Origin of the sequence: Bacillus sp. RC240 (assembly GCF_044907945.1) — a bacterium.
Lineage (GTDB): Bacteria > Bacillota > Bacilli > Bacillales > Bacillaceae_G > Bacillus_A > Bacillus_A mycoides.
This window is the reverse complement of the sequence record NZ_JBIYCT010000001.1, coordinates 981,302-994,583: the sequence shown is the minus strand read 5'-3', so window position 1 is coordinate 994,583 and position 13,282 is coordinate 981,302. Positions and strand designations below refer to the sequence as shown.

Genomic DNA, 13,282 nt, shown 5'->3' with positions numbered 1-13,282 from the left:
GTTGATATTAGGAAAAAAGGTTATTTTTAATGAATTGCAGAAAATGCATAGTCCTCTGCATAAACCGTTTCCGTATCGTGCTACAGGAAAATTGCAGCGAGACTTAAAAAGTAAATTTACAGAAGATGACGTGATAAATGCTGATTTTAATTATTATTGGATGCATACAGCAGCAACTTTAAATTCTGTACTAAATGAAAACGAAGAGAATATTACGTTTCAGCAAATTAAGTGGCTAAGGAAATCGTTTTATAGAAACAGAAATTGTGAAGTATCCCATTTTGTATAGAGATTTCATGAATTATGACAAGGCCCGGAAACTATTACTTTACTATCTTACTGAATAAAGACGAAGACGCACAGGTTAAATAGCTTGTGCGTTTTTTTAGTTCATAAAATATACAATATTATCAACTTGTTTATATAGGAATTCTAATGAGAAGAAAGAACTATATATAGAATGATGTAAGGGAGGGAGAATAAGTTTAGTAGCCGTTTTCCTTTAAGTTATTGTCCAACTTGAATATAGTTATTTATGTTAAAATATTTCGAGTGAAATCAAGTTCTTAACGATTTTATCAAACATTAAACAAAATAAATTAGAAACGCAGAAGGGACAGCACTAACATGGAAAACGTGTCAAATATAGATAAATTGGAATCAATAAAATCTTTACAATCGACAATTCGTAAACTTGAAAATGCTTTTTCACAGATGACTCAAAAAGGAGCAAATACTACCTTAGTGAAAAAAAGGCTTAAAGCCGTTTGCATAGGGCTAGCAGTGTTAGAGAACGTGTGGAATCAAGAAAGTCATCGGTATAGCCAAGAAGAGTTAGAAGAAGCTCGTAATGTTCTTGCTGGTTTGCTTCCATCAATTGAGAGAGCCTATGATAAGTCTAAAGATGGTAGTCCTCAAAGAACGCTTTTAACAAGACGGATAAAAGCGTTGGAGCTTTCTATTCAGGCAATTGATAAACTTTCTAATAAATAACTCATCTAAATAAATAACATCCTAATCCTAAATTTTATAAAAGCAATCTAGTGAAAAGAAATTCAAAGGAGGAAGATGGATGACTTCAATAATTAGTCCAAAGTTAGAGGAACTGAATAATCAATTAAAAAAGGGAAACGAGAAAGCTTTTTATACTTTTTTGTATGAAATAAAGTCAAATAATACGCCATTAATAGAACAGTGTCCAGTAGATAATCGGTATAAGCTTATAACGTATATTTGGCTAGGGGATCAAATAACTGAAAACGTCTATGTATTCGGTAGTTTTCCTGGTTGGGATCTGTCTGTAAATCAATTGCAAAGGTTGTTACATACAGATATTTGGTATCGAACGTTTAGAACGGATAAGCGTTTTATTTCAACTTACTATTTTTCAGTAAATGATTTTTTCGAAAATGATTGGATAAAGCGTAGTGAGCAGTACCGACTAGACCGATTTAATGGAAATGTATTTGGAGAAGATGCCAATAAAGCATCCGTGTTAGAAATAGATATGAAAGTGCCGTATGATAGTCGATTTTCTTCTAATCATTATCCATCTGGAGAAATTGAAACATATTCTTTCTATAGTTCAACTTTAAATAATACACGTAAGATTCATATTTATACTCCTCATAATTATTCTCAAACTTCACACCTTCATGAACTTCTCATTGTATTTGATGGGAATTCTTTTATTAAAGACCTTTCAATCACAAGAACACTCAATTATTTAATTTATAAAAAAGAAATTCCGTCTTGTATAGCTGTTGCTATAGATCCTGTTGATCGGCTAGAAGAGCTAACCTATAACGATAAAATGAATACATTTTTAACGGAGGAATTACTTCCGTGGATTCAAGCTAGGTATCACGTATATCAAGAAAAGAATCATACAACAATTGCTGGTTTCAGTCTTGGTGGCTTAGCAGCTTTTTATGCAGCGCTTCAAAATCCACATGTTTTCGGAAACGTGTTGTCAATGTCTGGATCCGTGCATTGGAAAAAGGATGGTTATGAAAATCAAATTCCTTGGATTGAAAATCAAATTTCATCTATAGATTCTAATACGAGTCAACCTCATTTTTACATAGCAGCAGGAGAACTTGAAAACAAACCTCTTTTAACGGCTAATAGACTCCTGTATAAAGCTTTAAAAGAAAAAGGATACCAAATTACTTATGAAGAGTTTCAAGGCGGTCATGACGGTGTTTGGTGGCGAGAAAAGTTATTTGATGGGTTGAAAGCATTAAAACATACAAAAACCACACTATAAAATAAAAAGGAGAGAGAATCTATGAATCAAGATGAGCTAGATAAAAAACTTAAAAAACAAGAAATTTTAGTTAAAGATGAAAAAGTTTGGTCGTTCACGTATGAGGATCATATTAGCTCTATCGTTAAACAGGCAGAAAAGACAGGAGTGTTTAATGATTTACCTGGGAAAGGGAAACCTCTTAATCTTGATAAAGATCTTTCGTATAATCCTGACAAGCAACTTTATAGAACTTTGAAAAATAATCATGTTTTGCCTAGGTGGATTGAACTTTCAAAGGAAATAGATCATCTAAAAGAAAATTTAAAAGAACTAACGGATAATGTAGAAGCAGCTATGTTAATTACAACTATTAATAAAAAGGTCTCAGAACATAATTTACTTTGTCCGCCAAGTGCGCAAAAAATGAGGGTTAAAACGGATATTTAACGATTTTCAATGAAGTTATCTGTTGCTATATAATTAAGTAGGGCATTTTCAATTCATTATTAAGGGGAGGCAAATGTAATGAAGAATACGTATCAACTTCAAATTCCGAAAGAACTAGAGCAGTATCGTAGTATTTTAGAAGAAAGTGTGAAACCTTATATTAAAGCGTCTGGAACATTAGCAGAGACAACGCTTTTTGAGAGTAAATTTGGTGGTTATCCGTATTTACCTATAGATCAAGAGCATCCTAAAGATTCAAATGGACAACCTATGATGTTACTTGCGCAGCTAAACTTTGAAGAAATGCCGCATGTTGAATATATGCCTCAAAAGGGTATGCTACAGTTTTTCGTAAGTGCTGAAGATGAGCTTTACGGAGCAGATTTTGATCATCCAACAATCCAAAAAGACTTTCGAATTATTTATCATTCTACAATTATAGAAGATTTAAATAAGGTTATTACTGATTTTAGTTATTTAAACACTTCAGAATTAGAGGACTTTATCATACCTGAAGCAGCGAAATTAAAGTTTGAATTGGGTTATCAGCCCTTAACATCAAGGGATTATCGATTTGAAAAGATGTTTAGTGAGGAAATTGATTGGGAAGAAATTGTTGATGAAGAAAATAATACAGAACTAGGCGAACTGTATGATGATTTATGTAAAGATCAAGGGCATAAAATTGGTGGTTATCCATTTTTCACACAGACAGATCCAAGGGAATGGGAAGAAAAATACCAGCAACATGATATATTATTGCTGCAAATCGATACAGATGATTCATTAAATATTATGTGGGGAGATTCTGGTGTTGCTAATTTCTTTATAAAGAAAGACGATTTATTAAATCTAGATTTTTCCAATGTTATTTACAATTGGGATTGTTACTAAAAATAGATAAATGGATTACTAGCTAGCAAAAGAAATCTTCCTGAAGGTGAGGAGGATTTTTTTACGTTAAAAATAAACGTTATGTTAACTAGAATGAAGAATACAATGAAAGTCAAGCGTAAATAAAAGAAATAACAACAAAAATATAAAATAATAAAACATATGTAATTAGCAATAAATCAATAAAGCAAAACATAAAATGAAATTTATCATTTGTATAGAAAAATTTATTTCGCATAAAAAAATTCCGTGCGAATCAAAATTATTTTTGATTCGTTAAACGATAATTAATCGATTAAGATTTGCTGTGATTAATTTATAGCAAAATAAACGATAAAAACTGTAGAAATTCATTTAGATAAGATTTTATGTGAATCTCATTAAAAATACCCACTTTGTCTCATTAAGTATAGTTTACTTGGTTTTTGATACAGGTAAACACTTACTCTATTCAACTTCGTATAATATATATTATGTTAACTAGTAAAAAGTAATAAACTTATTATATGTTAGTTGTGGTTGTTAGTCTCCCCTTTTTAATTGGGTTCATACTGTGTTGTAGATTGTGTGGTTATTTGTTTTTTAAGTTATTTATGTTGTGTTATTGATAAGAATGTTTCCGTGTATAATTTATATTTTAGTTAATCATATCAACGCAATTCGTTTAAAGTGAACGAATTGCGTTGATATGATTAAGAATAAGTTTTTAAAATTAGTTTGCTACAGCAATTGCTTCGATTTCAATTAATAAGTTATCGTTAATTAACTTTCTAACTTCTACAGCTGAACTTGCTGGTGGATTCTTAGTATCAATGTATTGATCTCGAACACCTCTAACAATGGCCATTTGAGAAATATCTGTTAAGAAAAATGTTAATTTTACTACATCATTAAAATTTAATTCTGAAGCTTCTAATGCTACTTTAATATTTTCAAATACTTGGCGCGTTTGTGTACCTAAATCTTCATGCCCAACTATATGACCATCAACATTAATCGCTACTTGTCCTGATATGTAAATTGTCCGTGTAGCGTTACTAACCTCAACAATATGTGAGTATCCAAAAGTTGCTGGCATAGTTTCCGGGTTGATAAATTTCTTTTGCAAGGTGCATCTCCCCTATTTATATCGTATTTTCTTCATGTTTGATTTTAGATGAATATCTATTTTACAAATGATTTTTCACATATCCTTCTGCTACATATGTGGAGTTATAATACGCTGCTTATATTTATAAAATTAGGTATTTAATAGATTATATATGTTTGATTTTCTTGAGTGCTGATACTAATTATGCCTTGTTTTATTAATTCTTCAGTTATTTTTGTATAGAAAAAGTGATACCACCAAATAAAAAATTCTTCGTAAGTTATTTCTTTTGCGTATCTGCTGCTTGCAAAGTATTCTTTTAAAGGTTTCTCATTTTCTTTACATAATAAGATCAAATCTTTACTGATTGTGTTCGCGATTTCGTTAAGTATAGATAAATCTTTAGCTTTAAACACTGGGATAATTCATTGCGAATTTTTATATAAGCCTAATTTTTCGTATAATACATTTGAATTTAAGTCTACTTGTCTATCTATTGCTACAAAATTTTTAACTAATTGTTTTTTGTATAATTAATATCAGTAATAGCATCGTGAAAATATTCTTCAAACGTTTCTTTATTCGCAGTTATTAAATTCAAAGTTGTATATCGAGTGTTTCCATAAAGACCAATTTGATATTCCCCTAAATCCAAATACGTATTACCATACATTCCAAAGGACTCTTTGTCTGTTTGTTCTTGTTCTATAATCGCATAATAATATCTTTTATTGTTTCTCAAAGGCCGTTCTGTTTCTAAATAGTTTTCCTCAATGTTAATTATTTGTCCAAAATCTAATAACACACCACTATATAGTAAAAGACTATACGATTCTTTAGGTAAATGATTAAATGTCTCGATTCTTTTAGACATAGCATCAATTTGATTAGAATGCTTTTCAATTATGTTAAGTGCAGTTTTAATTAGAGGCTCACATAGGTTATACAGTTTTTCTCCTTCATTAGCTGTTATAACCATACATGTTGGATAGTAACTCCCTTCTGTCTCATTCAATAAACCTCCTAGTTCTAATGCGTGCATTTGTTTTTTGAATTCCTCGTTAGTCCAATTTAGCTTCGTTTTTATAGTATTTGATTCTATGCCCAGATGGAGCATTATAAGTAAATATTGAAGGTTTGTTCCGCTTATTTTTAAAGTTGGATAATTGTCAACTTATGAAATCATTTTTGTCTCATAAGTTGTTTTAAGTATTTTCTCCGGAGTATAATTAGCAAGCATTTTAAAATACCTTCTTTTTTAGTAATTTAATTGTAAAACCTATGTATTTACTATGTTCTATAAATAAAAATTAGTATCCTTTAATGATTTCAAATAAAAAACCTTAGTATAGCTATGTTGATACCTATACTAAGGTTATCTAGAATTCTATATTTAATTATTGCTATTTAATAGTTTGCATTTAGACTTCTTTTTTCTTTCTTCTAGCATTTATAGACTCTCCTTCCTGTGGATAATTAGTTACCTATCTGCTTCTATAACATATAAAGAAACATACAGTCTTTGTTGTTTATAAGAAAGAATGTACTTAAACAAAACAATTCACAAATACATAATATTAGTTTTAGCTGCTGCTAAATGAATTCTATTTTTTATATATAAATAATAAATTTGAAGAATTTATGAAATGTACTGCATTTAAGATGAAAGGTAAAATGATTTCGTTTAAACTACAATTAGCTACAATAACAACATACGTATATTGTTAAACGTAAAAAGGAGAACTAATGAAAAAGAAATATATGAATCAAATTCCGACTGATGTAAGTTTTAATCCGAAAGATATTATCGGTTTAATGACTGATTACTTTAAAATGAAAACAAAGCTACGTCCTGTAAAGAATTTACCTATTGTTTTATCCAATAAAAATAATGAATCTTTAGAGAGTGTGACATGGTTTGGGCACTCTGCTTCTCTTTTGAAAATAGAAGGTAAAAAATTGTTATTAGACCCTATGTTTGGAGATGCCTCTTCCCCATTTCCTGTGTTTAATAGTAAGCGGTATAGTGGTGCTTTTTCTTTAGAACATGATGAACTTCAAGAAATTGATGCGATTATCATTTCTCATAATCACTATGATCATTTAAATTACAAAAGTATTATGCGGTTAAAAGATTATGCGAAGCATTTTTATGTCCCGATTGGAGTTGCGCGTTATCTTATTAAATGGGGTGTTTCACCTAATAAAATTAGTGAACATAATTGGTGGGATGAAATTACGTTTGATAATATTAAGTTAGTTTGCGCTCCTGCAAGGCATTTCTCTGGACGAAGTATGACAGATAAAGATCGTTCTTTATGGTGTTCATGGCTTATTCTTGGTCAAGAAACGAAAGTTTTCTTTAGCGGTGATAGCGGTTATGCGCCTCACTTTAAGGAAATTGGTGAGAAATATGGTCCATTCGATCTTACTTTAATGGAATGCGGGCAGTACGATACGAGATGGTCTGCTATTCATATGTTGCCAGAAGAAACAGTACAAGCTCATATTGACGTTAAAGGAGAATTGCTTGTTCCTATTCATTGGGGTGCTTTTACGTTAGCATTACATGAATGGAGTGATCCTATTGAACGTGTTACGAAAGAAGCAAATCGTTTAGGGGTTAATATTGCAACGCCACAAATCGGTGAAGCTATTGCGTTACAATCTAAAGATTATCCTACGGCTGCTTGGTGGCGAGAAGTGTAAGTATAATAAAAAGCGAACCAATTTAATATTGATGGTTCGCTTTTTATTCATTTATGACTCATCTATTAAAATTTTTTGTTTTATCTACTGGAATTTCATTTTTCATCTTTTCTGTTGTCCAATATCCTGTGGGGTCTTCTATATCGTTTGAATCTTGAATAGCAGATGGGATATTGGGGGCTTTTTTCACTTGAGTAAGAGTATCTTTTTCGCTAGAGGTTGCCAATGCTAAGTAAATAATCAAGGGTATTATAATAGTAACACTAGTTATATATATCCAAAATAAGTGATTTCCTTTTTTCATGAGCTCCTCCTTCTATTACATACTAATCTCCCCTAATTACTACTTTACTATGCTGGTCTGCTTAGCTAATTCTTTATTCTTATACTCTACTAATTTATGATTTGATAAAACGCAAGAGTGCTCTAATATTAATTCATTATAAAGTACTTCAGTTAAAAATTTAGGTATCATCTCTCCTACGCCGTAATTATAGTCACTTAGAATCCAAGATACCTCTTTCCAATCTAGAATTCCTTCTGAGACTTTTTTTGGAGTGTGATATGTAAATTCATTAAGTAGCTCTACTAAATAGACATACATGCCACCAGAATATGAGGAATCCTCCCATTTAATAATGCCTTTAAATTGAATTTGATTTTGTTCAACATCTATATTTGTTTCTTCTTTTATTTCACGAATTGCATTTTCTAACGGTGTTTCTCCTTTTTATATCTTCCCTCCTACACCGTTCCATAATCCTTTTACAGGATCATATTCTCTATTTAGCATAAGTATTTCTTCATTTCTTTTTATAAAACATAAAGTGTGCTTGTATATAATTTAATTCCTTCCTTTGTTCTCAATAAGTTCTAACAGGTGATATTAAATATACTGCTGCAGATTGTTCACCTGCTTCAATTAATATCGGTCTCATGGAACCGCCAAAACTTAAAGTAACTCTATCTTCTTTTATTGCTTTTAAAGTATCGACCATATATCGTCCATCGAAAGATATATTTAATTGCTTTTCGCCGTGAATAGCATCTATTTGTTGTGTCTCGGATATTTTACCAATCTGAGAAGCGTTAGAAGAGATTTGTATTGTGCATTCGTCGATGATTTCTAAGTTAACGTTGTTGTTTGCCCATTCACTAGCCAATAAACTTGACCGATCTACACCTTGTAAAATCTTTTTTCTATCTATATTAATAACCGTTTGGGATTCATTTGGAATTAGGCCGGATATATTAGGATATTTTCCTTCAATAAGCCTTGAATACAACGTAATTGTACTGAATTTAAAAATAATGTGACTCTCTGAAAGATATATGTATACTAAATTTGAATTACTGTTCATTAATTTTAGTAGTTCACTAATAGTCGAATTTGGTACAATGCAATTTAATTTCGCATGTGAAGAAATGGGTATTTCACGTAAAGCCAGTCTGTGCGAATCAGTAGCAGCACAAATTAATTTGTTATGATCAATAACGAAATGTACGCCAGTAAGAACTGGTCTAGATTCATTTTTAGCAGTTGCAAAGACAGTTTGTTTGAATACCTCAATCAGCTGTTCCGTTTCTACTTGTATTTCTGTATGTGCGTCTAAAAATGGTACATTAGGAAATTCATTTGCCGAGAGTCCATTTAAGTTTAAAGTAATTTCATCTGATTGAATTGTAATCAACTGCTCATTCATACTTTTTATTAAAATCTCACTTGGCATTTTCTTAATAATTTCAATGAAATACTTTGCTGGTACAACAATACTCCCTGCTTTTAAAATAGTTGTAATTTGTTCGTCTTCAATTGAAATAGGTATAAATTTTTCAATGAAAATATTCGAATTACTTGCGATTAAAGTAATTCCAGATTGATCTGCTGTTATCTTTATTCCGGATAATATAGGAATTAAAGTTTTTGTTGAGATAGCTTTACTTACTTCTGAAAGAGCTTGTGTAAATTGTTTGTGATTAACGATAAACTCCATTTTTCCCCCGCCTTAAATGAAATACTATCTTTATGAAGATTGATGAATAATAGTTCCATTAAAAATATAAGGAACTGTTTCTTTCTTTTGTAAAAGGCTTTTTAAGTGTTCTGGTATACGTAAATAAGGTTCTGCTGAATCTAATTCCATCCAGGTAATCTCCTCAATCTCTTTTGGCCGTGATATACAGATTTCCCCTCCGATTATTTCTCCTAAAAAATTAAAGAAGATTGCATGATGTCCTCTCTCCTCAAAAAAGGCTTCACTAATGGAACAAACCCCTTTTACGGATATATCTAGCCCTGTTTCTTCTTTCACTTCACGAATTGCTGCCTCTTCTAACGTTTCCCCGAATTTAACTGCTCCACCTGGTAAAGTGTAATAAGAACCATTTTCCCCTTTGTTTTTAACCATTAATAGCTTTTCATGAGTTTCATCATATAGAAGTGCGTATGTAACATTTACTTTTTTCATATGTAACCCCCTTGAATGGTGAGAATTTTCTGTCTTTGTTTTATTCTATCATTAAATTGCTTGGATTCATAAAAAGTAATTTGAGTAAATAACTAATACGAAACGAATTAGATTTTTTGAATGGCATCCATTGTTTATACATTATGCTGTAATGAAAAAGAGCCCTAGCATAAGGACTCTTTCTTAGCATTAAGCTATTTTTCGATTTAACTGTTTTATTTCCTTCTTCTTTTCTGCATTTGGAGGGCGAATTAATATAGAGATAACGAATGATATAATACTTAAAACACCGATTGTAATGAAGGTTGGTTGAAACCCTCCAAGTAGTGCTCCAATGAATGATCCTGCAAGTGCACCAAATCCGAAACCTTGGTAAACAATCCCGTAGTTTGTACTATGGTTTTTTAATCCGAAGAAATCCCCGACAATGGCTGGGAATATAGTGATATTACCACCAAAGCAAAAGGCGACACTTGCTACACAAGCAAAATAAATCCCGTAATTTAGTGGAATAAAACTTAAAGTGAAGACGGATAATCCAATAATAATAAATGTAGCCGAGACGATTTTTAATCGACCTATTTTATCTGATAACGTTCCAAGAATAATTCTACCTATTGTATTAAAGATTGCAATCATTGCGACGGCATTAGCGGCCGTCGCTGTACTAAGACCAACGAGCTGCACCCCAATGTCTTTTACCATACCGATTAAATATAAACCACCCATACAGGAAGTGAATAGCATAAAAAACAAGAAATATACTTGTTTAGTGCGCATCATTTCACGCGGAGTATAGTCATTGTGTAATGTTTCAGCCGTAGTGTTACTTACAATTGCTTCACGTAAGAAGAACGATCCGATTAATACTAAAAGTAAGACGATAATACCCCAATATAAAAATGCTTGTGATACACCAAGACTATCGATAAGATTTCCGTTTACATATCTAAAAATTAAGCTTCCCATTCCATATGCTGAAACAGATATACCAGAAATAAGCCCTTTACGGTTTGGAAACCATTTAATTAAATTAGATAGTGATGTAATATATGCTGTTCCATCAGCGTATCCAACGACAACACCGGCTAATAAATAAAGTAATGGTAATGAGGAAACTTGTGAACTAAGTATTAAACCGAGTCCTAAAACAATTCCTGCAGTAGCGATAAGTTTACGAAGTCCAAATTTTTGTTGTAGCTTTCCTGCAAATAGAGTTGAGAATGATAAAGAAAAACTCGTAATTGAGAACGTGATCGCGACTGAATTGAGATTCCATCCAAACTTACTTACAAGGGGTTGATTAAATAAACTCCATGTGTAAATTGTTCCTAGGCCAATTTGAACAATGATTGTACCTAGAACAATTAGCAATGGATTTATAGATGTTTGTTTCATGCTAACTGTCCCCTTCTTTTATCATGACATGAATTTTCACAGTTAGTATATCCATGATAAATTGCAAGATACTGTACGGAAAATGGAAATTGAGTTAGCTTACACAAAAAGACACTTCATCAAGAAGTGCCTTTTTGTAGGTTATATACAGCATTTAAAGAAAGCTTTGTTAAGATAAGACATTTTCGAATGCTTATGTATATATGTTATCAAATAATTTGCTGAAAGTGATGAGACTTAAGACGTATTTTTCTTTCATAAATAAGTCGGAGAGAAAATTAATATTCAATTTCCTCAAAGTCTTTCGGCTGCGGTACAGTTTGCATATTAGCTGCATCTTTCGGATCGCTATAAATCGCGTTTTGTTCTGTGTTTACATCCTTTATATTTTGCTTTTTATTTTTATTCACTTCATTTTTCATTAAAGTTCACTCCTTTTTATTATAGGAGTAGTTATACCCTAACCATATTATTTTTACTGCTACTAAATGTATCAGCGACTAAATTGCTAAATTCACGTAAATAATATAAATAATTATCCCCACCATAGTTGTATCTTTTATTGTACATTTTAGCAACGACGACATTATATTCTGGAATGACTAATATCGTTGGTCCTGTAATTCCTAATATTTGATAGGAACCTTTAGGAACTCGCTCACCAAGTTCGCTAAATAAAGCAGGTTCATTTTGAACGAACCAAAACAACCCGTTTTGAGGTAGTTCTTTATTTGTATACTCTGGACTTTGTAAGCTCGTAGCAAGTGCTATAACTTCTTTTGGCACAATTTGTTTACCATTTAAAAACCCTTTATTTAAATGCAGGTTCCCCCAGTAGGCAAATTCTCTCGCGGAGACAAAAAGATTTTTCTCGGAGCCGTCATCTACTGCACCAACACTACTTATTGCATCTTCATTTGGATTTACAATAACCTTAACTAAATTTTCATCATGTTCTATTCTCCATCCAGTTTCATTGAAGTTGGCAGGTAGGAATACACGCTCCTTTAGTAATTCAGGAAAACTCTTATTATACAGCTGATAAATAAGCTGCGTCACCATTCTTACATTAATATCTCTGTACGCCCAAGCTTGTCCCGGTTCAAATTCACGAAAAACTGTCCCCTCATCGGTTTCATTTAAACCGTGTGAATGAGTTACTAAATGTCTTATCGTTGTCTTACCGAGTAATGAAGGATCATGTTTTTCAAAATAATTTACTGCCTCGTCATCAAGTGATTTTATTTCCCCCTCATAAACTGCATAAGCTACCATTAATCCTAAATAGCTTTTTCTTGCGGAAGCGACATTGAACTGTGAAGATATGGTTACTTTTTTACTAGTAGGAGTATTTGAATGCGTTCCACTATAATGCTCTAGTACAATCTTATTATCTTTCATAATACAAAGTGCTGCCGCAGAACTTTGATTGGTCTCTTTAATGCTTTCTACCCATGAAATTAATTTTTCATATTTGTACAAATAAATATCCCCCTAAAACATATAAAAATAACAGCATGAAAGAAAAGTTTCAATACATTATAACTTTGCATCTGCACTTTTCTTTCATGTGAAATATTATAGATCTATAATACTTAAATAAACCACCAGTTCCAGCAATTAGAACAGCTGAAACAACCAACACAACCTACGCAACCGCCACAACGTCCGCCGCCACAACCACCACAGCGACCACCACAACCGCCACCGCCACAACGTCCGCCGCCACCGCATCCGCCACAACGACGTGCATCGTCTTGAATGTAGTAATATGGATATTGATTTTGTTGCTGATCCCAATACACAACATTACCAGGTTGATAAGCATTAAGGTTTAACGCTTGTAGTTCTTGTTGAAACTCATTCATTATGAAACCCTCCATTTACAAATGTAAATTCCGTCCAAATTTTCGAGTTTATTTACTTTTAAAAATAAAGTAGAAATAAGGCTATAGACTAAATGCGTACATCAACAAAATATGACTTTACACTAGGTGATGTACCTTGTTTATGAGCCTATTTTCT

General features: G+C 31.9%; 13 protein-coding genes and 3 pseudogenes. 6 read left to right on the top strand and 10 right to left on the bottom strand.

The features are described from left to right. Position 1 precedes the first annotated feature (1 nt). The 5 genes and pseudogenes from ABH955_RS05245 (at position 2) to ABH955_RS05225 (ending at position 3,592) form a co-directional block, all read left to right on the top strand. Positions 2–347, top strand: a pseudogene (locus ABH955_RS05245) (YxiJ-like family protein). 280 nt (positions 348–627) lie between these two features. After that, positions 628–993: a hypothetical protein gene (locus ABH955_RS05240; protein WP_404453757.1), complete on the top strand. Its 366-nt coding sequence runs from the start codon at positions 628–630 to the stop codon at positions 991–993. 79 nt (positions 994–1,072) lie between these two features. After that, on the top strand, positions 1,073–2,269 hold the full coding sequence (locus tag ABH955_RS05235; RefSeq protein ID WP_404453754.1) for an alpha/beta hydrolase-fold protein: 1,197 nt from the start codon (positions 1,073–1,075) through the stop codon (positions 2,267–2,269). Positions 2,270–2,290: 21 nt separating this feature from the next. After that, positions 2,291–2,698 (top strand): DnaJ family domain-containing protein, encoded by a 408-nt coding sequence (locus tag ABH955_RS05230; RefSeq protein WP_078214373.1) that lies wholly within the window; start codon positions 2,291–2,293, stop codon positions 2,696–2,698. A gap of 78 nt (positions 2,699–2,776) precedes the next feature. Next, a complete protein-coding gene (locus tag ABH955_RS05225) occupies positions 2,777–3,592 on the top strand; it encodes a YwqG family protein (protein WP_404453751.1) in 816 nt (271 codons plus the stop codon). 712 nt (positions 3,593–4,304) lie between these two features. On the opposite strand, the gene ABH955_RS05220 is transcribed toward ABH955_RS05225, so the two are convergent. Further along, positions 4,305–4,700: a RidA family protein gene (locus tag ABH955_RS05220; protein ID WP_404490930.1), complete on the bottom strand. Its 396-nt coding sequence runs from the start codon at positions 4,698–4,700 to the stop codon at positions 4,305–4,307. Positions 4,701–4,840: 140 nt separating this feature from the next. Then, positions 4,841–5,799, bottom strand: a pseudogene (locus ABH955_RS05215) (hypothetical protein). Positions 5,800–6,428: 629 nt separating this feature from the next. On the opposite strand from ABH955_RS05215, the gene ABH955_RS05210 reads away from it, so the two are divergent. After that, positions 6,429–7,391 carry an MBL fold metallo-hydrolase gene (locus ABH955_RS05210; protein ID WP_404447757.1) on the top strand — a complete coding sequence of 321 codons (963 nt, stop codon included), beginning with the start codon at positions 6,429–6,431 and terminating at the stop codon, positions 7,389–7,391. Positions 7,392–7,449: 58 nt separating this feature from the next. Here ABH955_RS05210 and ABH955_RS05205 read toward each other — a convergent pair whose 3' ends face one another. The 8 genes and pseudogenes from ABH955_RS05205 to ABH955_RS05170 all read right to left on the bottom strand — a co-directional run bounded on the left by ABH955_RS05205 (position 7,450) and on the right by ABH955_RS05170 (position 13,125). Beyond that, positions 7,450–7,695 carry a hypothetical protein gene (locus ABH955_RS05205; protein WP_404447754.1) on the bottom strand — a complete coding sequence of 82 codons (246 nt, stop codon included), beginning with the start codon at positions 7,693–7,695 and terminating at the stop codon, positions 7,450–7,452. Between the two features lie 39 nt (positions 7,696–7,734). Further along, positions 7,735–8,232, bottom strand: a pseudogene (locus ABH955_RS05200) (NUDIX hydrolase). A gap of 22 nt (positions 8,233–8,254) precedes the next feature. After that, complete coding sequence (gene dnaN, locus ABH955_RS05195) at positions 8,255–9,385, bottom strand: DNA polymerase III subunit beta (RefSeq protein ID WP_088039470.1); 1,131 nt, start codon at positions 9,383–9,385, stop codon at positions 8,255–8,257. A 30-nt stretch (positions 9,386–9,415) separates the two neighbouring features. Beyond that, on the bottom strand, positions 9,416–9,859 hold the full coding sequence (locus tag ABH955_RS05190) for an NUDIX hydrolase (RefSeq protein WP_016101906.1): 444 nt from the start codon (positions 9,857–9,859) through the stop codon (positions 9,416–9,418). Between the two features lie 189 nt (positions 9,860–10,048). Further along, the gene (locus ABH955_RS05185) at positions 10,049–11,257 is read right to left on the bottom strand and encodes an L-lactate MFS transporter (RefSeq protein WP_113936390.1); all 1,209 of its coding nucleotides are present in this window, start codon (positions 11,255–11,257) and stop codon (positions 10,049–10,051) included. Positions 11,258–11,535: 278 nt separating this feature from the next. Continuing rightward, a complete protein-coding gene (locus ABH955_RS05180; protein ID WP_002013225.1) occupies positions 11,536–11,679 on the bottom strand; it encodes a hypothetical protein in 144 nt (47 codons plus the stop codon). 31 nt (positions 11,680–11,710) lie between these two features. Then, positions 11,711–12,739 carry a serine hydrolase domain-containing protein gene (locus ABH955_RS05175; RefSeq protein ID WP_002013222.1) on the bottom strand — a complete coding sequence of 343 codons (1,029 nt, stop codon included), beginning with the start codon at positions 12,737–12,739 and terminating at the stop codon, positions 11,711–11,713. 113 nt (positions 12,740–12,852) lie between these two features. Beyond that, complete coding sequence (locus tag ABH955_RS05170) at positions 12,853–13,125, bottom strand: heterocycloanthracin/sonorensin family bacteriocin (protein ID WP_002013220.1); 273 nt, start codon at positions 13,123–13,125, stop codon at positions 12,853–12,855. Positions 13,126–13,282 lie beyond the last annotated feature (157 nt).

Bases quoted from the DNA above. Each gene is read 5' to 3' on its own strand.
- ABH955_RS05240 (WP_404453757.1), top strand. From the start codon at position 628: ATGGAAAACGTGTCAAATATAGATAAATTGGAATCAATAAAATCTTTA.
- ABH955_RS05235 (WP_404453754.1), top strand. From the start codon at position 1,073: ATGACTTCAATAATTAGTCCAAAGTTAGAGGAACTGAATAATCAATTA.
- ABH955_RS05230 (WP_078214373.1), top strand. From the start codon at position 2,291: ATGAATCAAGATGAGCTAGATAAAAAACTTAAAAAACAAGAAATTTTA.
- ABH955_RS05225 (WP_404453751.1), top strand. From the start codon at position 2,777: ATGAAGAATACGTATCAACTTCAAATTCCGAAAGAACTAGAGCAGTAT.
- ABH955_RS05210 (WP_404447757.1), top strand. From the start codon at position 6,429: ATGAAAAAGAAATATATGAATCAAATTCCGACTGATGTAAGTTTTAAT.
- ABH955_RS05205 (WP_404447754.1), bottom strand. From the start codon at position 7,695: ATGAAAAAAGGAAATCACTTATTTTGGATATATATAACTAGTGTTACT.
- dnaN (WP_088039470.1), bottom strand. From the start codon at position 9,385: ATGGAGTTTATCGTTAATCACAAACAATTTACACAAGCTCTTTCAGAA.
- ABH955_RS05190 (WP_016101906.1), bottom strand. From the start codon at position 9,859: ATGAAAAAAGTAAATGTTACATACGCACTTCTATATGATGAAACTCAT.
- ABH955_RS05185 (WP_113936390.1), bottom strand. From the start codon at position 11,257: ATGAAACAAACATCTATAAATCCATTGCTAATTGTTCTAGGTACAATC.
- ABH955_RS05180 (WP_002013225.1), bottom strand. From the start codon at position 11,679: ATGAAAAATGAAGTGAATAAAAATAAAAAGCAAAATATAAAGGATGTA.
- ABH955_RS05170 (WP_002013220.1), bottom strand. From the start codon at position 13,125: ATGAATGAGTTTCAACAAGAACTACAAGCGTTAAACCTTAATGCTTAT.